Raw genomic sequence first — 20,864 nt, forward strand, 5'->3', positions numbered from 1 at the left:
CGTATTTTGAGATTTATGTTATTTTATAAAGCCTAAACGCTGGCCTTGAGACTTGTATTTCTCAGGTATTGGGTTACCTTGGCAGCGCACGCATGGACGACCTCGCAGGCTTTTCATCAGCGACGCGCCTACCTATAGTGCTCACCCAAACGGCCACCTACGCGCCACTCCCCTTTAGGAGCGAAATGAGCAGCCTGAGCAAAATGCTGAGCGTCCTGGACCTCTTCGGCCCGGATCGACTGAAGATCGACCCCGATACCATTGCCGAACGCATGGGCCTGTCGCGGGCGACCGTGTACCGTTACGTCAAGGACTTGTGTGACGCGGGTCTGTTGACCCGGGTGGATGCCGGCAGCTACGGCCTGGGGCCGCGCATCATCGAGCTTGACTGGATGATGCGTCAGTACGACCCGATCCTCGTCGCCGGGCGCGAGCTGATGCATGAGCTGTCCGAACAGACCGGCCTCGCCGTGTTCGCCAGCGTTTTTTATGACGGTCACATCATCAATACCTACATCGCCGACCCGAATGACACCTACCAGTTCTCATTCGGCCGCGGCCACCCGCTGCCGTTTTTTCGCGGTGCCCAATCCAAGGTATTGATTGCTTTCCAGAAAGGTCGGCGGCTGCAACGCCTGTTCGACGAGCACCTGGCCAACGACCCCGCGAACACCTACGACTGGGCGGGCTTTTCCAAGGCGGCAAAAAAGATCCGCAAGGACGGCTATTGCCTGACGCACGATGAGCTCAATCAAGGGCTGACCGGTATCGCGGCGCCGATCATCAATCCCGGGCTCGATGAAGTGGTGGGCAGCCTTTCGGCCGTCGGCAGCACCCACAGTTTCAAGCTGCTGCGCCAGGAAACCGTGATTGAAATGGTCATGGACACCACCCGGCGGATTGCCGAACGGATGCAGCATCCGCCTGCTGTGGGCTAGAAAGGGATCTTGCGCCATACCGACCACTTAAAAAAACACCCAACCTGTGGCGAGGGAGCTTGCTCCCGCTGGACCGGTCCGACGCTTCGGGCGCAGCAGGCCTAAAGAGAGGGGCCGCTGCGCGACCCAGCGGGAGCAAGCTCCCTCGCCACAGGGTTTAGCGAATAGCCCCTGCCTCAGAACGGCACTGCCACCGTCACCTGGCTGTACACGTTGGTGCCGTTACCGCTCACTTGATTGCCCCCTGTCGTCGTATCCCGGTCCGGCTTGTAAAGGCCGATCAGCGGCGTGACGATCAAATGCTCGTTCACCGCCCACTCGGCGTACAGGTCCAGCTCCCGGGCATCCAGGTTCAGGGCGTTGTCCTTACGCACCGTGTTGAAGTCGAAGTACAACGCACCGAGGGTGAGGTTCTCCGATGGCCTGGCGGTCAGGCCGAGATGGTGGATGCCACAATTGCTGTTGAACGGGCCGGCATAGTTCCCCGCGACTTCGCCCTGGAACCAAGTGCCGTAACCGGTGCTCTGGCCGGTGAACAGCGAGTCCCATTTCTGCGAATAACGGGTGTAGCGGTAGGTCAGCTTCGGCGTCCAGGCGATATCGGCAAAGGTGTAGCCGCCCTCGGCGTACCAGGCGCTCTGCGGGCCGGCGTCCTTGTCTTGCCAGGCGTATTCGAAGGCCAGGCTGGCGTTCTCGATGCCGGCATCGCCCTCGCCGCGAACACTGTAGACGTCCATGCCCTTGCGCTGGCGCTGGAAATCACTGGCCCAGCGGTCGTTCACGTCCATGCCATGCACCCAGGTCAGCCCCAACGTACCGGCCTGGGTGGTGTAGTCCAGCGTGCCGGCGGCCAGTTCGGTTTCGGCCTGGGCGCGGTTGTCGGACTTGAGCCACAGCACGCTGCCGTGCAGCCCATCCTGCCCGCCCAGGCGCAACACGGCGGTTCGATCGAACGCATGCCGGGCAGCCAGGTAATAGGCGCCACCGCGGTTCAAACGTCCGTCCGCCGGGCCTTTGCCCAGGTTGGGCCCGTCATCGTTGATCAGGAATCCCCGGCCCAGCTTGACCACCTGGCGGCCGCCGGAGATATCGATACCGTCCCGTCCCAGCACCGGGAACAGATCGGCTGAGCGCCAGCCCAGGTAAGCGTCTTCGATCTTCGTCGTGCGCTCGCTGCCCAGCGTATTGCCGGCCGCGTCGCCATCGCCCCAGGTGGCCGAACTGACCAGGTTGAACGCGCCGTAGGCGGTGCCATGGCCGGCAAGACCCTGGTCGCCGCTTAATCCGTACTTGATGAAGCCCTCACGCCAGGTAGAACCGCCGGACCTGCCGTCGTAATTCTTGCGGCTGTTGAAATGGCCGAACACCGCCAGCATGTCGGCGTTGAGGTGCGTGTCGTCATCGGCATACAGCTCATAGGCCTGGACCTGGCTCGCGGCGCAGAGCGCCAGCGTGCAGGCAAGACCGCTGCCGAAAAATTCCATACGCGCTAAGGACCGCATGGCTGAGCTCCTTGTGGTGCGCCTTTGCAGGCTGCTTTTTTATTTGGGGAGCCGGCGCAGCACGCTACGCCGGTGGACCGGGTCAGCGGCAGCTGGCGAGCGCGTCGTCCAGCGCGTCGACCATCAAGCCGGCCTCATCGGAGGTGAGGGTCAACGGCGGCGAGAGGACGATCTTGTTGCCGATCGGGCGCACCAGCACGCCGGCGCGGCGCGCATGCTCGGCGATGCGCGAGGCCAGCCCGGTGGCCGGGTCCAGCGGTTCACGGGTGGCCTTGTCCGCCACCAGGTCGAGAGCGATCATCAAGCCCTTGCCGCGCGCTTCGCCGACCACCGCATGACGTTCAGCCAGCGGTTGCAGTTGCTCCAGCAACTGGGCGCCGACCTTGCCGGCGTTGCGCGGCAAATCTTCGGCCTCGACGATGTCCAGCACCGCCAAAGCCGCGGCGCAAGCGGTCGGGTGTCCGCTGTAGGTGTAGCCATGCATGATCACGCTGCTGAAACCCGGCCCGTTCTCGATCGCCTCGACGATACGCCGATTGAACACGGTAGCGCCCATGGGCACGTAGCCGGCCGTGATGCCCTTGGCCAGGCACAGTACGTCTGGCGCGACGCCCCAGCCACGACTGCCGAGCATGCAGCCGGTGCGGCCGAAACCGGTCACCACTTCATCGGCGATCAGCAGGATGCCGTGGCGATCGCACACCTCGCGCAGGCTCTTCCAGTAGTTGGCCGGCGGGACGATCACGCCGCCGGCGCCCTGCACTGGCTCGGCGATCAGCGCGGCGATGGTCTGCGCACCGAGCAAGGCGATCTGGTCCTCCAACTGACGAATGCAGTGGGCGGTGAGCTCCTGCGGGTCGCGGCAGTCCCAGGGGTTGCGGTACAGCCAGGGCGTGTCGAGCAAATGGCAACCGGCCAATAGCGGCCCGTGGTTGTAGTGATAGACGCCATTGCCACCCACCGAGGTGCCGCCCATGTGCACGCCGTGGTAACCGTTGCGCAACGACAGGAAGCGCGTCCGTCCGGGTTCGCCGCTGGCGATCCAGTATTGGCGGGCCATTTTCAACGCGGTCTCGACTGCGTCGGAACCGCCGGAACTGAACAGCACCCGCTCCATGTTTTCCTCGGCAAACATCGACGTCAGCCGCTCGGCGAGATCGAACACCCGAGGATGCGCGATGCCGTCGAAGGTCTGGTAATACGCCAGTTCATCCATCTGCGCGGCAATGGCCGCCTTCACCGAAGCACGGTTATGGCCGACGTTCACGTTCCACAAGCCGCCGACACCGTCGAGCATGCGATGGCCTTCGATGTCGGTGATGTAGTTGCCGTCGCCCCGGGCAATGACCAACGTCTTCGAGCGGTTCGCGGGGGCCGATGAACTCATCGGATGCCAGAATTTCTTTTGCGCTGTCTTGTAGTGCTCGTACATGGTTGCAGTCCTCACTGTGTTTCACGCTTGCGTACGTACAGCAGTTGCTGGCCGGTGAATTCCAGCAACCCTTCAAGGCCGAACTCGACGCCGAACCCGGACATCTTGCTGCCGCCAAACGGCGTATTCGGCTGGATCTGCGCGTGGCAGTTGACCCAGGCCACGCCGCTTTCGAGGCGACTGGCCAATGCTTGGGCTTGCTCGATATCGCTGCCCCAAACCGAGCCACCCAAGCCCATGTCGCCGGCATTGGCGCGGCGCAGGACATCCTCGACGTCCTGATAGGCGATCAATGGCAACACCGGGCCAAACTGTTCCTCGTCCACCAGGCGATGGCCATCGGTGACGTCGGCGACCAGGGTTGGCGGGTAAAAGAAGCCCGGCCGGTCCAGTCGCGCACCGCCACACAGCACCCGCGCGCCATGGCCACGGGCGTCGGCTACCAGCGCCTCCACCAGCGCCAATTGTTCAGCGTTCTGCACCGGGCCGAAGGTCACCTCGGGCTCCAGGCCATCGCCCACTACCTGGCGCGCCGCAATGCGCGTCAACGCATCGGCAAAGGCCTCGTATTGGGATTGATGGACGTACAGACGCTTGAGGGCGGCGCAGGTCTGGCCCATGTTGAGGAAGGCCGCCTGGAAAATATCCTCGGCCACCGCCTCGACCGGCGTGCCGGGCAGCACGATCGCAGCATCGTTGCCGCCCAGCTCCAGGGTCAGGCGCTTGAGGTTGGCGGCGGCGCCGCGCATCACACTCTGGCCGGTGGCGGTCGAGCCGGTGAAGACAATCTTCTGAATGCCGGCGTGAGAGGTAATCGCGCGGCCAAAACCTTGTTCACCGGTCACCACATTGATCACGCCATGAGGCACATGACCGGCGATGATTTCCACCAGGCGCAGGGTGCTCAAGGGTGTCAGGCTTGAAGGCTTGCTGATCACGCAGTTGCCGGCCCGCAACGCCGGCATGATGTGCCAGACGGCGATCATGAACGGCCAGTTCCACGGTGTGATCGAGGCCACCACGCCCAAGGGTTTGCGATGCAGCTCGATGCGCTGGGTCGGGGTCTCCTCCACCAGGTCGACGGGAATCTGCTGCTCGCCGGCATAGCGGGTCCAGGCCGCCGCGCCCATGACTTCGGAGAACGCCAGCGCCAGCGGCTTGCCCTGCTCCAGGACGATGAGCCGGGCCAATGCGTCGGCCTCCTGCTCGATATCATCGGCGATATCCAGCAAACGTCGGCGGCGGTCTTCGTGGCTGCTGTGTCGCCATTCGATAAAGGCCGACTGGGCCGCTTCGACAGCAAGGTCCAACTGGGCCAGGGAACCGGCCGGGCAACGGGCGAACGCGGTACCGGTGGCCGGATTGAGCACATCGAAGTGGCCATTTTCACCGTTGACCGGGAGCCCATTGATGAGCATTTGATAATCGTGCATGGAACCTTCCTTTCACGCACTGCCGGACCGTGCGGAACGGCAGCGAACGGGTTTTCTGGGTGACTGGCGTTGCCGGGTTGGCGCCCTAGAGCTTGTGGCTACCCAGTGCGCTGTATCGCTCGGGCGCGACCTTGCGCAGTCGGGCGGCGAGGAACACGCCGACGATCAGCGCGATGGGAATGACGGCGCACAGGCCGTAGGACAAGAGCTGGCTGGCGCCGGTCAGCACATCGAAATGCAGCACGGCAAGGACTAGCACCGCGAGTAACGCCAGGCATGAAAAGCCGGGAAGGATCCGACCGCGCCACAGCCCGAGTTTCAGTTCCGGGTGCTTGCGGAAATAGACCAGCACCGCAGCCGAAGTGAGCGCCATGAGCAGGATGACGCAGAGGGTGGCCAGGTTGGAGAACCAGGCGAACAGTTGCAGGATCGGGTCGGCGTCCAGCGCGGCGAAAATCAGCACCACCACCGCGGCAATCAGGCTTTGCAGGACCGACCCCATGTGTGGGCTCTGGTGTACGCGATGGGTCGTCCCCAACCGGCTATGCAGCAGCCCGTCCCGGCCGATGGCGTAGAAGTAACGCGCCGCGGCATTGTGGAACGCCAGCAGCCCGGCGTAGATGCTGACCATGAACAGCACGCGGATGACCTGGGTCAGCTGCGGGCCGACAAAATGATCGGACAGGCCGTAGATGAACGTGGTCGGATCCTGCAGCGCCTGCAGGGTCGGGACGATCTTGTCGGCCCCGACGCCGATGACCATGGCCCAGACCGACAGCGCATAAAAACCACCGATCAACAGCACCGACGCATAGGTGGCAATGGGAATCGTGCGCTGCGGGTTCCTCGCCTCCTCCCCGTAGATCGTCGTGGCCTCGAAGCCGATGAATGCGGCAAAACAGAACAACAGGCCGATCGAAGGCGTGCCGCTGAATACGTGGCTGCGGTCAAACGAATCGAGGTTGATGCCACTGTCGCCACCGGACTTGAGCATGGCGAAGTCCAGCGTCAGGATCGCCAGGTATTCGGCGATGACCACTACCGACAACACACGGGCCGACAGGTCGATCTTGCGATAGCCGAGAATCGCAACGCTCGCCATCGCCAGCAGCGAATAAGCCCACCACGGCAATTCCAGGCCGAACATGCTGGCCATCGTGCCACTGACCACACCGCCGAACATTCCGTACAGGCCGACCTGCAGAATGTTGTAGGCAAACATCGCCAACACGCCTGCCGCCCCGCCCGCCAACCCACCGAGGCCACGGGAGGTAAAGGCGTAGAAGCCGCCCGCGTTGGTCATGTGCCGGGACATGGCGGTGTATCCCGCCGAAAAGGCCAACAATACCAACAACGCCAGAAGCAGCAGCGCGGGCGTACCGGCGCCGTTGCCGAGCATGATGCCGATGGGAAAGCCACCGGCGATCACGCTCAGGGGGCTCGCCGCCGAAATCACAAAGAAGATGATGAAGCCGACACCCAGGGCGCCGCGCTTCAACTCCGTCGAGCTATTGATCGGGAAAGATACGCTCATTGTTCTTGACCTTATTGTATGAGGCAGTGTGGCGGGATCGGGACGGCCAACGGCGCCGTTCGCCAAAAGCTTATTGTTCTGGTTGTACGCTGGAACCGATGCTATGCCCTCGCCAGAACCCTGCGCTATCCCAAAACGGCAGCATCCGAAGCGATGCCCCAAAACTGCTCATCACAAGTTCAGCGTGCTCTTGAGTGACGCGTATTGGCCCTATGACGAAGCGCAACGGCTGCCGATTCGGGATAACCGGGCGACGTTTCCTGCCGCAAGATAGTCTGGCCCGCCGTTCGAACGCTGTTGGGCCCAAAACAATAAAAATCCCCAAGCGCAGGAAACCTCAGCATGTTCTTCGCTCGTCTCTCTATCCAATGGCGGATCACGCTGTTGAGCGGTCTGTGCCTGCTCGCCGTGGTCGGGGCATTGACCGCTGCCTCGCTGTATCAGAACCAGCAAGGCGCGACGCTGCTGAAGCAGCAAAGCAGCCAGCTGCTAGGACAATCGGCCTTGGAAGGCCTGCGGGCACAGGCCCTGGCACACGGTCAGCGGGTGGAGCGTTTTTTCAGCGAAACAGCGATTTATGGCGAAGGCTTTGCCCAACAAGTGCTTCAGCTGCGCACCCAGGCATTGCACGGGCGACTGACCCCAGGGCAACTGCGCCAGGACCTGATCGCCGCAACCCGCCAAGCCCTTGCGAAGCGCGAAAAAGTCCTCGGTTTCTACGTGGTGCTGCTTCCCGACGTGCTGGTCGGTTCAGACGCCGGTTTCGCCGGGCAGCGCGACCTCGCCGGCAATGAAAACGGCCGCTTTGCCCTGTACTGGTCACAAAGCCAACCCGGCCATCTGGTGCAAGAAGTGCTCAGCGAAGCCCAGATCAGCGCCAACACCGCGCCACCGGGCAGCGAGCCGGAAAACGCCTGGTACATCTGCCCGCAGACCCAGGGGCGCACATGCGTGACAGAGCCCTACGCGATCGAAGTCGAAGGCCGCAAGACCCTGATGAGCAGCATTTCCATACCGCTGCTGGACGAGGGCAAAGTCATCGGTATCGTCGGCATGGACATCAGCCTGGATACCCTTCAGCAACTCGCCTCCAGCCTTGCCGATGACTTGTACCCCGGCCACAGCGAGATCAGTATTCTCTCCCCCTCCGGGCAGATTGCCGGCCACAGCGGCGCCGTGGCGGGCACTTCGGTGGATGCGCGGTTACACAATTTCACAGAGCGCCTACAAAGCTTCACCCCTGACCTTGGCTCCGGCCCCTACCATGGGCGGTTCAATATTGGGGAAGCACCATGTCCAAGATTCCTTTCGTCACACTGGGCCTGTTGGTCGGGGCATTGCTGAGCGGCTGTGACAGCGCCTCGGCCCCGCAAGAATCCGCGCCGCTGGCAAGCGTGCGTATCGAGACCGTCCAGGCCGGGCCACTGTCGATCAGCAACGAACTGAGTGGCCGTATCGCCGCGCCACGGGTGGCCGAGGTCCGCGCCCGGGTAGCCGGCGTGGTCTTGCAGCGAGTGTTTCGAGAAGGCCGCGACGTCAAGCAGGGCGACGTGTTGTTTCGCATCGATCCGGCGCCGTTCAAGGCCGACCTGGACAGCGCCGAGGCGGCGTTGCGCAAGGCCGAGGCCAATGCGTTCCAGGCCCGGTTGCAGGCGCAGCGTTATGCCCAGTTGATCGATGACCAGGCGATCAGCGGCCAGGAATATGACAATGCCCGGGCCGCCGTGCGCCAGACCGCAGCCGACGTCGCCGCCAACAAGGCGGCCGTTGAACGGGCGAAGCTGAACCTGGGCTACGCCACGGTGACCGCACCGATTTCCGGGCGCATCGGCCGGGCCCTGGTGACGGAAGGCGCGCTGGTGGGGCAGAACGAAAGCACGCCACTGGCGCTGATCCAGCAGTTGGACCCGATCCACGCCGACCTCACCCAATCGACCCGCGAACTCAATGAGCTGCGTCGCGCGTTCCGTGCGGGGCAGCTGCAAGCCGTCGGCCAGGGCCAGGCCAAGGCCACCTTGATCCAGGACGACGGCAGCCCTTATCCGCTGCCAGGCAAGTTGCTGTTCACCGACCTCAGCGTCGACCCGAGCACCGGCCAGATCACCCTGCGCAGCGAGTTTCCCAACCCCGACCTCGATCTGCTGCCCGGCAGCTTCATTCGCGTGCGCCTGGAACAGGCGGTCAACCGCCAGGGAATCACCGTGCCGCAACGGGCGATCCTGCGCGACAGCGCCGGCGTCGCGCAGGGGCTGCTGTTGGACGCCGAGCAGAAGATCAGTCAGCAACCGGTGCAACTGGGCGCGGCGCAGAACGATCGCTGGATCGTCACGCAAGGCTTGAAGCCGGGCGATCGCATCGTCGTCGAAGGCCTGCAGCATGCCCGCCCCGGTGAACAGGTCCGGGTCGACGACGCCCCTCTCCCCCTCGCCCAGGTTCCCGGGCCACAGGCAGGACACTAAGCCATGCCGCATTTTTTCATTGACCGTCCGGTATTCGCCTGGGTCGTCGCGCTGTTCATCCTGCTGGCCGGGATCCTGGCCATTCCGCAACTGCCGGTGGCGCAGTACCCGGTCGTGGCTCCGCCGCAAATCGAGATCTACGCGGTGTACCCGGGCGCTTCGGCGCAGACGGTAGACGAAAGCGTGGTCAGCCTGATCGAGGAGGAACTCAACGGCGCCGACAACCTGTTGTATTTCGAATCCCAGAGCAGTCTCGGCAGCGCGACGATCACCGCGACCTTTCAACCGGGGACGAACCCGGAACTGGCCCAGGTCGACGTGCAGAACCGCCTCAAGGCCGTGGAGTCGCGCCTGCCGCAGGCGGTTACCCAGCAGGGCCTGCAGGTGGACAAGGTTTCCGCCGGCTTCCTGCTGCTGATCACCCTCACCTCCAGCGACGGCAAGCTCGACGACGTGGCGCTCAGCGATTACCTGGCGCGCAACGTGATGAACGAGATCAAGCGCCTCGACGGTGTCGGCAAGGCCCAGCTGTACGGTGCCGAGCGAGCCATGCGGATCTGGATCGACCCGCAGAAGTTGCTGGGCTTCAACCTGACCCCGGCCGACGTCAACGCTGCCATCGTGGCGCAGAACGCCCAAGTCTCGGCCGGCAGCCTCGGCGACCTGCCGAGCCGCAGCACCCAGGAAATCACCGCGACCATCGTCGTCAAGGGCCAGCTCTCGACCCCGCAGGAATTTGCCGACATCGTGCTCAAGGCCAACCCCGACGGCTCCACGGTGCGCATCGCCGATGTCGCGCGGGTGGAAATCGGCAGCCAGGAATATCAGTTCTCCACGCGCCTGAACGGCAAACCTTCCACCGCCGTGGCCGTGCAGCTGTCGCCGGGCGCCAACGCGCTGAACACCGCCACCCTGGTGCGCGCGAAGATGGACGAGCTGTCGCGCTACTTTCCGGCCGGCGTGGAGTACAAGATTCCCTACGACACGTCGCCGTTCGTCAAGGTCTCGATCACCAAGGTGATCTATACCCTCGGCGAGGCGATGTTGCTGGTGTTCGCGGTGATGTTCCTGTTCCTGCAGAACATCCGCTACACGCTGATCCCCACCCTCGTCGTGCCGGTGGCGCTGATGGGCACCTTCGCGACCATGCTCGCGCTGGGGTTCTCGATCAACGTACTGACCATGTTCGGCATGGTGCTGGCCATCGGCATCCTGGTGGACGATGCCATCGTGGTGGTGGAAAACGTCGAGCGCATCATGGCCGAGGAAGGCCTGTCGCCCAAGGAAGCGACGCGCAAGGCCATGGGCCAGATCACCGGGGCGATCATCGGCATCACTCTGGTGCTGGTGGCGGTGTTCATTCCGATGGCGTTCATGCAGGGTTCGGTGGGCGTGATCTACCAGCAGTTCTCGCTGTCGATGGCGACGTCGATCCTGTTCTCGGCCTTTCTCGCGCTGACCTTGACCCCGGCGCTTTGCGCGACCTTGCTCAAACCGATCACCCAAGGCGATCACCACGCAAAACGCGGTTTTTTTGGCTGGTTCAACCGTGGCTTCGACCGGTTCGGCAACCGTTACCAGGGTTGGGTCGCCTACGCAATGAAACGCAGCGGCCGCTACCTGTTGATCTATGGCGTGCTACTGGTGGGCATGGGCCTGCTGTTCAGCCGCCTGCCCTCCTCGTTCCTGCCGGTGGAAGACCAGGGCTACACCATCACCGACATCCAACTGCCGCCGGGCGCCAGCAAGAATCGTACGGTACAGGTGGTGGAACAGATCGAGGCGCACAATGCCGGCGAGCCTGGGGTCGGCGACAGCACGGTCATCCTCGGCTTCAGCTTCTCTGGCAGCGGGCAGAATGCGGCCCTGGCATTTACCACGCTGAAAGACTGGTCGCAGCGCGGTGGCGACGATTCGGCGGCGTCCATCGCCGATCGCGCCAACCAGGCCTTCGCTGGAATCAAGGACGCCATGGTGTTTTCCGTGCTGCCACCGCCGGTGGACGGTCTCGGCACCTCCAGCGGTTTCGAGTTCCGCTTGCAGGACCGCGGCGGCCTCGGCCACGCCACGCTAATGCAGGCCCGCAGCGATCTGCTCGCCGCCGCGGATAAAAGCCCGGTGCTGATGAATGTGCGTGAAAGCGCCCTGGCGGAAGCACCGCAGGTGCAACTGGAAGTGGATCGGAAACAGGCGAATGCCTTGGGCATCTCCTTTGCCGACGTCGGCAGCGTGTTGTCCACGGCGGTGGGCTCGGCCTACATCAATGACTTCCCGAACCAGGGCCGCATGCAGCGGGTGGTGGTCCAGGCCGAGGGTGACCAGCGCAGCCAGGTCGAGGACCTGCTGAAGATTCACGTACGCAACAGCAGCGGGAAGATGGTGCCGTTGTCGGCGTTTGTCCAGGCGCGCTGGACCCAGGGGCCGGCACAGTTGACTCGCTACAACGGCTATCCGGCGGTGAGTATTTCCGGAGAACCGGCGCCGGGCTACAGCACCGGGCAAGCCATGGCCGAGATCGAACGGCTGGTGGCCCAGGGGCCCAAGGGCATGGGCCAGGAATGGACCGGCCTGTCCTTGCAGGAGCGCTTGTCGGGCAGCCAGGCACCGATCCTGCTGGGCCTGTCGCTGCTGGTGGTGTTCCTGTGCCTGGCGGCGCTGTACGAGAGCTGGTCGATCCCGACCTCGGTGTTGCTGGTGGTACCGCTGGGCGTGCTCGGCGCCGTAATGGCTGTTTCGTTGCGTGGCATGCCCAACGATGTGTTCTTCAAGATCGGCCTGATTACCATCATCGGCCTGTCAGCGAAGAACGCCATCCTGATCATCGAATTCGCCAAGAGCCTCTACGACGATGGCCATGACCTGCTCGACGCCACGCTCCAGGCCGCGCGCCTGCGCCTGCGGCCGATCATCATGACCTCGCTGGCGTTCATCCTCGGCGTGGTCCCGTTGGCGATCGCCACCGGGGCCAGCTCGGCGAGCCAGCAAGCGATTGGTACCGGCGTAATCGGCGGGATGATCAGCGCCACGCTGGCGGTGGTGTTTGTCCCGGTGTTTTTCGTGGTGGTGATGAAGCGGGTCGCGCGCAGCAAAACGCGTTGAGGCTGGCGACGCTAATTGCCCTGTGGCACAGCCTGGCTCTCGACGCTGGCCAGGGCTTTGTCCGCCAGGCGTCGTACCCAACCGGCATCATCAGCATTGACCACCGCATAACGGTCCGGCGGGAAAAACATCCAGTGATGGGCAATCTGCGCGAGTCGCTTGATCTCATCGGCGGACATCCAGTAAGACGTCTGCGTCATTGGCAAAGGCGCACCGTCGAAACGCCGGCCAAGCGCCAACTGGGTGCCGGGAGCGAAGGCAATCGCCAGTTGCTGCCGGGGTTGCATCTGCTTCTCCGGCGCGGGCATCTGCCCTACCCGTCGGTAGCAGAAATCACCGGGGAATTCCTCCTTGAGCACCAGCCAATGGCCGGCCGTGGTCATCGCCAGGATCCACTGCGACACGCCGGAGCTTTGCACCCGCACCAGCTTGTCGTTTTTCCATAACATCAGGCTGCTGCAATCGGGATCAAAGTCGTTGGCCCACAGACTGATGGCCGAGATCAGCGTATGACGCTCAAGCTCGACCAGCCCTTGATCGGGCATCGATTGCCAATAGTGCTTGGTCGGGTCGCGCGAATCGCGCAGGTAATTGGAGAGTATCCACGCCGCCACGAAAAGCAGGGTCGCCAGCGCCAGCCAGCCCAAGGAGTCGCCGACGATCCGATCAACGTCCAGGTCCGGGGCGAACAACTTCTGGACCAGGCCCAGGCCCGCCAGGAACACCACGCCCGGCAGCACCGGGCCCATGCTCAATGGCGGCAGCAGTACGACCAACCAACTGAAGTCATGCATGGACGCACGGTCCCGCGCCCAGGCCAGCTCCTGCGCAAGCATCGGTGCCTGCTCTCGCGGACCGATGGCTGGATCAGGGGTCTGGAAGCGGAAGAACTGCGTGTGGGAGTCGTCGCGCATGGAGGGCGTCATTTCTCTTGAAACGGGTCGCGCATCTTGGGCGATTTTTGATTGCGCGAACAGTCTCTCCAGAGTTCCCATTCCTGTGTGGCCGGACCCGCGTCTTCGCGAGCAGGCTCGCTCCCACAGGGAGGCGGAGATTCTGTGGGAGCGAGCCTGCTCGCGAAGACGGCGGTAAAGCCAGTGATCAGTCCGCCTGCACCGTCACCTGACGCTGTTCACCCAAATCTTGAATGCCCAGGCGCATGGTCTGGCCCGGGCGCAGGAACACCGGGTTGGGCTTGATGCCCAGGCCGACACCCGGTGGCGTCCCGGTCGAGATCACGTCGCCGGGCTGCAGGCTCATGCACCGGCTCAGGTAGGCAATCAGTTGCGGCACGCTGAAGATCAGCGTCCGGGTATTGCCGTTCTGATAACGATGTCCGTCGACTTCCAGCCACAGATCAAGCGCGTGGGGATCGGCGATTTCGTCCTTCGTCACCAGCCAGGGTCCAAGCGGGCCGAAGGTGTCGAAGCCTTTGCCCTTGTCCCAGGTGCCGCCGCGTTCGAGTTGCCACTCGCGTTCCGACACATCGTTGATGACGCAATACCCGGCGACATGCTCCATGGCGTTCGCTTCGTCGATGTAGCGCCCGCCCTTGCCAATGACCACGCCGAGTTCGACTTCCCAATCGGTCTTGAGCGAGCCACGGGGAATCTGGACATCGTCGTTCGGTCCGCAGATGGCGCTGGTCCATTTGTTGAAGATGATCGGTTCCTTCGGCACCTCCATGTTCGATTCGGCGGCATGGTCGGCGTAGTTCAGGCCGATGCAGATGAACTTGCCGACCTGCCCGACGCACGCGCCGATCCGCGGCTGGCCGCCCACGACCGGCAGGCTGCGCGGGTCGATAGCGGCGAGTCTTGCCAGGCTTTCAGGAGCCAGGGCTTGCCCGGCGATGTCTGGCACGTGGCCCGACAGATCACGGATCTGATTGTCATCATCCAGCAGCCCGGGCTTTTCCGAACCTTTTTCGCCGTAACGCAACAGTTTCATGAAGTGCTCCTGCTCAAGTGAAAATTCAGAGGCTCATGCCACCGTCAATGACGTGTACCGTCCCGGTGGTGTAGGCAGATGCGTCGCTGCCCAGGTACAGCGCCAATTGCGCGACCTCCTCGGTGTTGCCGATGCGGCCCATGGGCTGGCGGTCGAGAAACTGCCGGCAGACCTGTTCCTCCTCGACACCCTGCTGCGCCGCCTGGTCGGCAATGCGCTGGCGCAGCGAAGGCGAGTCGACGGTGCCCGGGCATATCGCATTGCAACGGATACCCTGGCTGACGAAGTCGATGGCGACGGACTTCGTCAGCCCGACTACCGCCGCCTTGCTGGCAGCATAGGCGAAACGATTGGGCACGCCCTTGATACTGGACGCCACCGACGACATGTTGATGATCGCCCCGCCGCCACGCGCCAGCATACCCGGCAGAAACGCGCGGATCATGCGGTACATGGCGCTGACATTGAGGTCCATCGAGCGCGCCCAGGCGGCTTCGTCGCAATCGAGAATGGTGCCGCTGTGCACGTAGCCGGCGCAGTTGAAAAGCACGTCCAGCTCGCCAATCCGCTCGCGGGCAGCGTCGATGGCGCTGGCCGAGGTGACATCCAGGAGCATCGGCGTGACCCCCTCGATGCCCGCCAGCGCGCGAATATCGATGTCACTGGCGAACACCTCGGCGCCGGCCTGGGCGAAGGCCACGGCGCTGGCCAGGCCGATGCCCTGTCCCGCCGCCGTCACCAGCACCCGCTTGCCTCGCATGTTCATGCGGTCTCCAGTTGCGCGGCGGTGGGCGCGGTCTTGGCTGTCCTGCCGAGCATCGAAGCGGGAATCGCCAGGATCAACCCACCGCTGACCAACAGGCACAGCGCCAGGACGTACGTACCGTTGTTGATATTGCCCGTCAGGGTCTCCGCCACGGCCGTGATCATCGAACCGGTGAAGCCCGACAGGTTGCCGATCGCGTTGATCATGCCGATCCCGGCTGCGGCGGCAACGCCCGACAGCACAGTGCCCGGCAGGGTCCAGAAAATTGGCATCAGGCTGAGGATCCCCGAGGCGGAGACGCTGAGGAACAGCACCGACAACACCAGGTTATCGGCGAAAAACGCGCTGAGGATCAGCCCGGCGCCACCAATGAATGCCGGAATGGCTGCGTGCAGGCGCCGTTCGCCGGTGCGGTTGGAGTGCCGTGCGTTGAGCAGCATCGCGACCACGGCCACCGAATAAGGAATGGCGGTGAGCAAGCCGATGTGCAGGCTGTTGGTGATGCCGGTGCTCTTGATGATCGACGGCATCCAGAAGGCCAGGCCGTAGAAACCGGTGTTGAAGGTCAGCAGGATCAGCACCAGCAACCAGACGCGAGGGTTGAAGAACACTTCGCTCAGGCGCGAAGCCTTGCCCTGGTTGTCGGTTTGCAGGTTGGCCTTGAGCAAGGCCTTTTCCGCTGCCGACAGCCACTTGGCCTTGTCGATGTTATCGGCCAGGCAGACGATCACCACGAAGGCCATGATGATCGAAGGGATGCCCTCGATGATCAGCATCCACTGCCAGCCGGACATGCCTTGCACGCCTTGCATGCTGTTCATCAGCCACCCGGACAGGATCCCGCCCAGTGTCAGGCTGACCGGCAACGCCAGCAGGAACCCGGACATCACCCGGCTCTGCCGGTGGGTCGGGAACCAGTAGTTGAGGTAGAGGATCACGCCGGGGAAAAAGCCTGCTTCACAGATGCCTAGCAGGAAACGCAGCACATAAAACATCGTGCTCGATTCGATGTGGAAGAACGCCGCCAGCGGCACGGTGTAGGCGACGGCCATGGAAATCACCGCCCAACTGAGCATGATCCGGGCGATCCAGAACCGCGCGCCCAGACGATGCAGCAACAGGTTGCTGGGGACCTCGAACAGGAAATAGCCCCAGAAAAACATACTGGCGCCCAAGGCGTACACAGTGTTGCTGAACTGCAACTCGGCGAGCATATCGAGCTTGGCGAAGCCGATATTGACCCGATCAAGGTATGCCGCCATGTAGCACAACAGCAGCACTGGCAGGATCCGCCAGATCACCTTGCGGTAGGTCCGGTCTTCGAAATCCAGTTCGCCGGCTTGCGCCTGGGCAGGCAACGGCTCGGAGATGGTTTGCATGAGGTAACCCCTGATTGTTGTTATTGGGTCACGTCGAATGAGCGGCTCATCCGGCGATTGAACGAGGACTCTACTGTCGTGGATCGATTCTTTCCCAATGGCATTTTTGGATTAGTTGATAACCAGTTGTTATCGGAATCCGAGGGGCTACTGCGTAGCCCAGCGGGAGCAAGCTCCCTCGCCACGGGGTTTGGTGCTGGCTGGACCCATGTCTTCGCGAGCTGGCTCGCTCCCACCGGGCTGTGATTTACCTCAGTAGAAAATCCACTGTGGGAGCGAGCCTGCTCGCGAAGGCGGCGGCACTGTCAACCACTCTGGCGGGCGTTATCCTTGAGAATCTCGGCAAACTCCAGCGCCGCGCCCACCAGCGGCTCGTCCTTTCGCGTGAGGATGCCGTAATCCTGCGGCACCAGGTGCAAGGGGGTGTCGAGGGTCTTGAGCTGGCCGCTTTCCAGCAGCGGATCAACCATGGCATTGGGCAACATGCCGATCATCGGGCCGCGTTTCAGCACCTGGAGGAAGGTCTGCATGGAAATCGTATCGATGGTGTTGCGCGGCATCCGCACGCCCGCTTCGGCGAACGCCAGCTCCATGCGGGCGCGGATCGGCGTGCCGACCGGGTAGAGAATCCACGGCAGGTCCACCAGTTGCTGCAGCGATATCGGCCCGGCGTCTGCCAGCGGATGCCGGTCATTGACGACGATGCAGAATGGTTCCGGAGCCAGGGGCTGGAAGTCGTAGCGCTGCTGCTGGCTCTGCTCGGTAAACCGTGCCACAGCCAGGTCGAGCTTCTTCTCTTCCAGCATCTTCATCAGGTGATTGCTGGTCTGCTCTACCACCTCGATGGACAACAACGGCCAGCGCTGCTTGATCTGCAGGATCGCCTCGGGCAGGGCCACCGCGGTCGCGGCAAAGATCCCGCCGACCTTGAGATAACCATGGCCGCCCTCCCGCAGGCTGCTGATCTGCTCGACGAACGAGCGCGCGTCATTCAAAGCGATCTGTGCGTAGCGCAGCACATGCTCGCCCAGCGCGGTGGGCGGCATGCTGCGCGGGCGCCGCTCGAACAGGGCGAAGCCGAGCAGGCTCTCGATTTCCTTGAGCATCTTGCTCACCGCCGGCTGGCTGAGGTTCATCTGTTCGGCCGCCAGGTGCATGTTGCAGGTGCGGCCCAAGGTATCGATCAGCAGCAGATGGCGGAATTTGAGCCAGCCGCAGAAGCTGGAAAAGGACAGATCGGACATGGGCAACCCTCACGATGCAATAACCGGACGTTATCAGATACTGAATATATCTCATTGGAGTTCATCACCAGCGCGCCCTAGCTTGAAAGCTTTACGAACCAGGAAGACTGCCCATGTCGCTGATGCTTACCCCCGAAAACACACTGCCGGTCGATTGCCTGGCCGGCACCCTGATTGGTCGTGCCTGGGTCCCTGGGCGGATCGCCGGGCCTTCGCCAATCGTACTGCGCAGCGACGGAGTGTTCGACCTGTCGGAGCGTTTCGCGACCTTGAGCGATTTGCTGGAAGCGCCCTCGCCGCTGACAGCGGTCAGGCAAACGCCGGGCACGTTCATCGCCAGCGTCGACGCGCTGCTGGCCAACACCGGCATGCATGCTGACCCGGCCAGGCCCTTCCTGTTGCCGCCCTTGGACTTGCAAGTGATCAAGGCCGCCGGCGTGACCTTCGCCGCGAGCATGATCGAGCGGGTGATCGAGGAGCAGGCTGGCGGTGACGCGGCCCGGGCCGAAGCCGTGCGCGCGACGGTGCACAGCGTCATTGGCGACAACCTGCGCTCGATCGTCCCGGGCTCCGAGCAAGCCATGCGCCTCAAGGCCTTCCTTATCGAACAGGGCATGTGGTCGCAGTACCTGGAGGTCGGCATCGGGCCGGACGCGGAAATCTTCACCAAGGCGCCGGTGCTGGCCGCCGTCGGCAGCGGCAGCCAGATCGGCATTCATCCAGCCTCGCAATGGAACAACCCGGAACCGGAAGTGGTGCTGGCGGTGAATAGCCGCGGCCAGATCCACGGCGCCACCCTGGGCAACGACGTCAACCTGCGGGACATCGAAGGCCGCAGCGCGTTGTTGCTGAGCAAGGCCAAGGACAACAATGCCTCGTGCGCCATCGGGCCGTTCATTCGGCTGTTCGATGAACACTTCAGCCTGGACGACGTGCGGGCCTGCGAGGTCGATCTCCAGGTACACGGCGAAGACGGTTACCACCTGCACGGCTGCAGCTCCATGAGCCAGATCAGCCGCGACCCGCAGGACCTCGCAGGCCAGACACTCAACGCCAACCACCAATACCCGGATGGCTTCCTGCTGTTTCTCGGTACCCTGTTCGCCCCCACCGAGGATCGCGACCACGCCGGCAGCGGTTTCACCCACAAACTGGGCGACCGGGTCAGTATCAGCAGCCCGTTGCTCGGCAGTTTGCATAATCAGGTGACTCATAGCTGCGAGGCCGCGCCCTGGACCTTCGGCGTCGGCGCCTTGCTGCGTAATCTCGCCGCGCGGGGGCTGCTCGATCGCTGAGCCCGACAAATCGTCGATTCATCCAATTACAAGAGAGAAATGAATCATGAGTGACACGCCAAAACGCCGCCTGCGCAGCGAGCAGTGGTTCAACGACCCGGCTCACGCGGACATGACCGCCCTGTATGTCGAGCGCTACATGAACTACGGGATGACCCGCGAAGAGCTGCAATCGGGTCGGCCGATCATCGGCATCGCCCAGACCGGCAGCGACCTGACGCCCTGCAATCGTCATCACCTGGAGCTGGCGCAACGGGTCAAGGCCGGTATTCGCGACGCTGGCGGCATCCCGATGGAATTCCCGGTGCACCCGATCGCCGAACAGTCGCGCCGGCCCACTGCTGCCCTGGATCGCAACCTGGCCTACCTGGGCCTGGTGGAAATCCTCCACGGCTACCCGTTGGACGGCGTGGTGCTCACCACCGGCTGCGACAAGACCACCCCTGCCTGCCTGATGGCGGCGGCGACTACCGACCTGCCGTCGATCGTGCTGTCCGGCGGGCCGATGCTCGACGGCCATCACAAGGGCGAACTGATCGGCTCCGGCACCGTGCTCTGGCACGCACGCAACCTGATGGCCGCCGGCGAAATCGACTACGAAGGCTTCATGGAAATGACCACGGCGGCATCGCCCTCGGTGGGCCACTGCAACACCATGGGTACCGCGCTGTCGATGAACGCCCTGGCCGAAGCCCTGGGCATGTCGCTGCCCGGTTGCGCGAGCATTCCGGCGCCCTATCGCGAACGCGGGCAGATGGCCTACGCCACCGGCAAGCGCATCTGCGAACTGGTGCGCCAGGACGTGCGCCCATCCCGGATCATGACTCGGGAGGCGTTCGAGAACGCCATCGCCGTCGCCTCGGCACTCGGCGCATCGAGCAATTGCCCGCCGCACCTGATTGCCATCGCCCGGCATATGGGCGTCGAGCTGAGCCTGGACGACTGGCAGCGGATTGGCGAAGACGTGCCGCTGCTGGTCAACTGCATGCCGGCCGGCAAGTACCTCGGCGAAGGCTTCCACCGCGCCGGTGGCGTGCCGGCAGTCATGCATGAACTGCAAAAGGCCGGACGCCTGCACGAAGACTGCGCCACGGTCAGCGGCAAATCGATTGGCGAAATCGTCAGCAGCAGCCTGACCAGCAACGCCGATGTCATCTACCCGTTTGATACCCCGCTCAAGCATCGCGCCGGATTCATCGTGCTCAGCGGCAATTTTTTCGACAGCGCGATCATGAAGATGTCGGTGGTCGGCGAGGCGTTTCGCAAGACCTACCTGTCCGAGCCCGGCGCTGAAAACAGCTTCGAAGCCCGGGCGATCGTGTTTGAAGGGCCGGAGGATTACCACGCGCGGATCGACGACCCGGCGCTGGACATCGACGAGCGCTGCATCCTGGTCATTCGCGGCGTTGGCACCGTGGGTTATCCCGGCAGCGCCGAGGTGGTGAACATGGCGCCGCCCGCAGCGCTGATCAAACGCGGTATCGACTCCCTGCCCTGCCTCGGCGACGGCCGCCAGAGCGGCACCTCGGCGAGCCCGTCGATCCTCAACATGTCTCCTGAAGCGGCGGTGGGCGGCGGCCTGGCGCTGCTGCAAACCAACGACCGGCTGCAAGTGGACCTGAACACCCGCACCGTCAACCTGCTGGTCGACGAGGCCGAAATGGAACGGCGCCGTCGCGAATGGACACCCAACATCCCGCCCTCGCAAACGCCCTGGCAGGAACTCTATCGGCAACTGGTCGGGCAGCTGTCCACCGGCGGTTGCCTGGAGCCGGCCACGTTGCATTTGCGAGTAATCGCCCGCAGTGGCGAGCCGCGGCATTCGCACTGACT

General features: G+C 63.4%; 14 protein-coding genes and 1 pseudogene. 6 read left to right on the top strand and 9 right to left on the bottom strand.

What is annotated here, in order from left to right; genetic code table 11:
- Positions 1-185 precede the first annotated feature (185 nt).
- A complete protein-coding gene (locus J3P94_RS15875; RefSeq protein WP_434568733.1) occupies positions 186-938 on the top strand; it encodes an IclR family transcriptional regulator in 753 nt (250 codons plus the stop codon).
- 176 nt (positions 939-1,114) lie between these two features.
- Here the strand turns inward: J3P94_RS15875 and J3P94_RS15880 are convergent, their stop codons facing one another.
- The 4 genes from J3P94_RS15880 to J3P94_RS15895 all read right to left on the bottom strand — a co-directional run bounded on the left by J3P94_RS15880 (position 1,115) and on the right by J3P94_RS15895 (position 6,839).
- Positions 1,115-2,440 (bottom strand): hypothetical protein, encoded by a 1,326-nt coding sequence (locus tag J3P94_RS15880; protein ID WP_434568734.1) that lies wholly within the window; start codon positions 2,438-2,440, stop codon positions 1,115-1,117.
- 82 nt (positions 2,441-2,522) lie between these two features.
- Entirely contained in the window at positions 2,523-3,872 is a 1,350-nt protein-coding gene (locus tag J3P94_RS15885) for an aminotransferase class III-fold pyridoxal phosphate-dependent enzyme (RefSeq protein ID WP_434568735.1), read from the bottom strand.
- An 11-nt stretch (positions 3,873-3,883) separates the two neighbouring features.
- Positions 3,884-5,305: an aldehyde dehydrogenase family protein gene (locus J3P94_RS15890; protein WP_434568736.1), complete on the bottom strand. Its 1,422-nt coding sequence runs from the start codon at positions 5,303-5,305 to the stop codon at positions 3,884-3,886.
- Between the two features lie 85 nt (positions 5,306-5,390).
- Entirely contained in the window at positions 5,391-6,839 is a 1,449-nt protein-coding gene (locus J3P94_RS15895) for an APC family permease (RefSeq protein WP_434568737.1), read from the bottom strand.
- Positions 6,840-7,181: 342 nt separating this feature from the next.
- Here J3P94_RS15895 and J3P94_RS15900 point away from each other — a divergent pair.
- From J3P94_RS15900 to J3P94_RS15910, 3 genes and pseudogenes are all read left to right on the top strand, one after another.
- Positions 7,182-8,042 (top strand): annotated as a pseudogene (locus J3P94_RS15900) (PDC sensor domain-containing protein); the annotation flags it as partial.
- Between the two features lie 89 nt (positions 8,043-8,131).
- A complete protein-coding gene (locus tag J3P94_RS15905; RefSeq protein WP_434568738.1) occupies positions 8,132-9,298 on the top strand; it encodes an efflux RND transporter periplasmic adaptor subunit in 1,167 nt (388 codons plus the stop codon).
- Positions 9,299-9,301: 3 nt separating this feature from the next.
- Entirely contained in the window at positions 9,302-12,397 is a 3,096-nt protein-coding gene (locus tag J3P94_RS15910; protein ID WP_434568739.1) for a multidrug efflux RND transporter permease subunit, read from the top strand.
- An 11-nt stretch (positions 12,398-12,408) separates the two neighbouring features.
- Here the strand turns inward: J3P94_RS15910 and J3P94_RS15915 are convergent, their stop codons facing one another.
- From J3P94_RS15915 to J3P94_RS15935, 5 genes are all read right to left on the bottom strand, one after another.
- Positions 12,409-13,311: a hypothetical protein gene (locus J3P94_RS15915; protein ID WP_434568740.1), complete on the bottom strand. Its 903-nt coding sequence runs from the start codon at positions 13,309-13,311 to the stop codon at positions 12,409-12,411.
- Positions 13,312-13,498: 187 nt separating this feature from the next.
- A complete protein-coding gene (locus J3P94_RS15920) occupies positions 13,499-14,347 on the bottom strand; it encodes an ureidoglycolate lyase (RefSeq protein WP_434568741.1) in 849 nt (282 codons plus the stop codon).
- Between the two features lie 25 nt (positions 14,348-14,372).
- Positions 14,373-15,113, bottom strand: coding sequence for an SDR family oxidoreductase (locus J3P94_RS15925; protein ID WP_434568742.1), 741 nt, complete (start codon positions 15,111-15,113; stop codon positions 14,373-14,375).
- On the bottom strand, positions 15,110-16,492 hold the full coding sequence (locus J3P94_RS15930) for an MFS transporter (protein ID WP_434568743.1): 1,383 nt from the start codon (positions 16,490-16,492) through the stop codon (positions 15,110-15,112). The genes J3P94_RS15925 and J3P94_RS15930 overlap by 4 nt, the downstream gene beginning before the upstream one ends.
- Before the next feature lie 305 nt (positions 16,493-16,797).
- Positions 16,798-17,736, bottom strand: coding sequence for a LysR family transcriptional regulator (locus tag J3P94_RS15935; protein ID WP_305495087.1), 939 nt, complete (start codon positions 17,734-17,736; stop codon positions 16,798-16,800).
- Positions 17,737-17,849: 113 nt separating this feature from the next.
- Between J3P94_RS15935 and J3P94_RS15940 the strand changes: the two genes are divergently transcribed.
- Both J3P94_RS15940 and J3P94_RS15945 read left to right on the top strand, forming a co-directional pair.
- Positions 17,850-19,031, top strand: coding sequence for a fumarylacetoacetate hydrolase family protein (locus J3P94_RS15940; protein WP_434568744.1), 1,182 nt, complete (start codon positions 17,850-17,852; stop codon positions 19,029-19,031).
- A gap of 46 nt (positions 19,032-19,077) precedes the next feature.
- On the top strand, positions 19,078-20,862 hold the full coding sequence (locus tag J3P94_RS15945; protein WP_434568745.1) for an IlvD/Edd family dehydratase: 1,785 nt from the start codon (positions 19,078-19,080) through the stop codon (positions 20,860-20,862).
- The last annotated feature ends 2 nt before the right edge of the window (positions 20,863-20,864 follow it).

The organism is Pseudomonas sp. Z3-8, assembly GCF_051131975.1.
Lineage (GTDB): Bacteria > Pseudomonadota > Gammaproteobacteria > Pseudomonadales > Pseudomonadaceae > Aquipseudomonas.

Bases quoted from the DNA above. Each gene is read 5' to 3' on its own strand.
- J3P94_RS15915 (WP_434568740.1), bottom strand. From the start codon at position 13,311: ATGCGCGACGACTCCCACACGCAGTTCTTCCGCTTCCAGACCCCTGAT.
- J3P94_RS15875 (WP_434568733.1), top strand. From the start codon at position 186: ATGAGCAGCCTGAGCAAAATGCTGAGCGTCCTGGACCTCTTCGGCCCG.
- J3P94_RS15880 (WP_434568734.1), bottom strand. From the start codon at position 2,440: ATGCGGTCCTTAGCGCGTATGGAATTTTTCGGCAGCGGTCTTGCCTGC.
- J3P94_RS15930 (WP_434568743.1), bottom strand. From the start codon at position 16,492: ATGCAAACCATCTCCGAGCCGTTGCCTGCCCAGGCGCAAGCCGGCGAA.
- J3P94_RS15885 (WP_434568735.1), bottom strand. From the start codon at position 3,872: ATGTACGAGCACTACAAGACAGCGCAAAAGAAATTCTGGCATCCGATG.
- J3P94_RS15935 (WP_305495087.1), bottom strand. From the start codon at position 17,736: ATGTCCGATCTGTCCTTTTCCAGCTTCTGCGGCTGGCTCAAATTCCGC.
- J3P94_RS15925 (WP_434568742.1), bottom strand. From the start codon at position 15,113: ATGAACATGCGAGGCAAGCGGGTGCTGGTGACGGCGGCGGGACAGGGC.
- J3P94_RS15905 (WP_434568738.1), top strand. From the start codon at position 8,132: ATGTCCAAGATTCCTTTCGTCACACTGGGCCTGTTGGTCGGGGCATTG.
- J3P94_RS15920 (WP_434568741.1), bottom strand. From the start codon at position 14,347: ATGAAACTGTTGCGTTACGGCGAAAAAGGTTCGGAAAAGCCCGGGCTG.
- J3P94_RS15895 (WP_434568737.1), bottom strand. From the start codon at position 6,839: ATGAGCGTATCTTTCCCGATCAATAGCTCGACGGAGTTGAAGCGCGGC.
- J3P94_RS15910 (WP_434568739.1), top strand. From the start codon at position 9,302: ATGCCGCATTTTTTCATTGACCGTCCGGTATTCGCCTGGGTCGTCGCG.
- J3P94_RS15940 (WP_434568744.1), top strand. From the start codon at position 17,850: ATGTCGCTGATGCTTACCCCCGAAAACACACTGCCGGTCGATTGCCTG.
- J3P94_RS15945 (WP_434568745.1), top strand. From the start codon at position 19,078: ATGAGTGACACGCCAAAACGCCGCCTGCGCAGCGAGCAGTGGTTCAAC.
- J3P94_RS15890 (WP_434568736.1), bottom strand. From the start codon at position 5,305: ATGCACGATTATCAAATGCTCATCAATGGGCTCCCGGTCAACGGTGAA.